A 1,117-nucleotide genomic window follows, 5' to 3' on the forward strand; every position below is an offset into this window, starting at 1 on the left:
AGCAGACGTCCAGTTACGAATCGGCATCGACCACTTTTTAGAGGCCTGCTGGGTTGCCAGATATACTACCTTGAATGCTGCCTGATCAGAGGGAAACACCTTACGCTTATTCACCGCCGTTCGAATCACACTGTTTAGCGACTCTATCGCATTGGTGGTATAGATCACTCTTCTGATGTCTTTAGGATAACCAAAGAACACCGTTAAGCCCTCCCAGTTATTGCGCCAAGACTTGATGACATGCGGGTACTCTTTGCCCCATACTTCATCAAAGTGCTCAAGATTGGCCTCTGCCATCTCAAGCGTATCAGCACCGTAGATAGCCTTTAAATCAGCCGCTACGGCCTTTTTATCCGTCCATGGTACAAACTTCATGGAGTAACGCACCATGTGTACGATACACAGCTGAACCTGAGCGTTAGGGTAGACCGTATTGATGGCATCAGGGAAGCCTTTTAGGCCGTCTACACAGGCAATAAGAATATCTTGAACCCCGCGGTTTTGTAGCTCAGTGAGAACACCAAGCCAGAATTTAGCGCCCTCGTTCTCTGATAGCCACATGCCAAGCAGCTCTTTTTTACCATCAAGAGCAACGCCTAAGGCCAGATAGATAGCTTTGTTGATGATCTGCTTGTCTTGGCGTACCTTAACGACAATGCAGTCTAAGTAGACGATAGGATAGACGCTGCTCAGCGGCCGGTTCTGCCAAGCGGTGATGTCATCCAAGATGTTGTCAGTGACTCTGGAAACCAAGCTGCTTGAGATGTCGACGTCGTAGATGTCCTTGATGGTTTCGACAATCTCAGTAGTGGTTTGACCTTTGGCGTATGAGCGAGGATCAGCAAGTGTCTGGGAGACACTTGCCCGAAGCGCAAGACGGAAGGCTATGCCTGTAGTGAAATATGATTTTGTCATCAAGACCTGAAATACGGGTTTGATGTTTGCTGACAAGTACAGGATCAAAGCTACTGTCGCGGTCTCTGGGGGTGGAGATCTCAAGCTCGCCTGTGTCGCTACGGACTCTCTTTTTAGTGTGCCCATTGCGCTTGTTAGGCTTATCTGCTTTTTCATGCTTGGGGTAGCCGAGATGCTCTTCCATTTCTGCTTCTAGGGCAGT

General features: G+C 48.6%; 1 pseudogene. It reads right to left on the minus strand.

What is annotated here, in order from left to right:
* Positions 1 to 1,117 (minus strand): annotated as a pseudogene (locus tag JMX98_RS13890) (IS256 family transposase); the annotation flags it as partial.

This window comes from Psychrobacter sp. HII-4, assembly GCF_904846595.1.
Lineage (GTDB): Bacteria > Pseudomonadota > Gammaproteobacteria > Pseudomonadales > Moraxellaceae > Psychrobacter > Psychrobacter celer.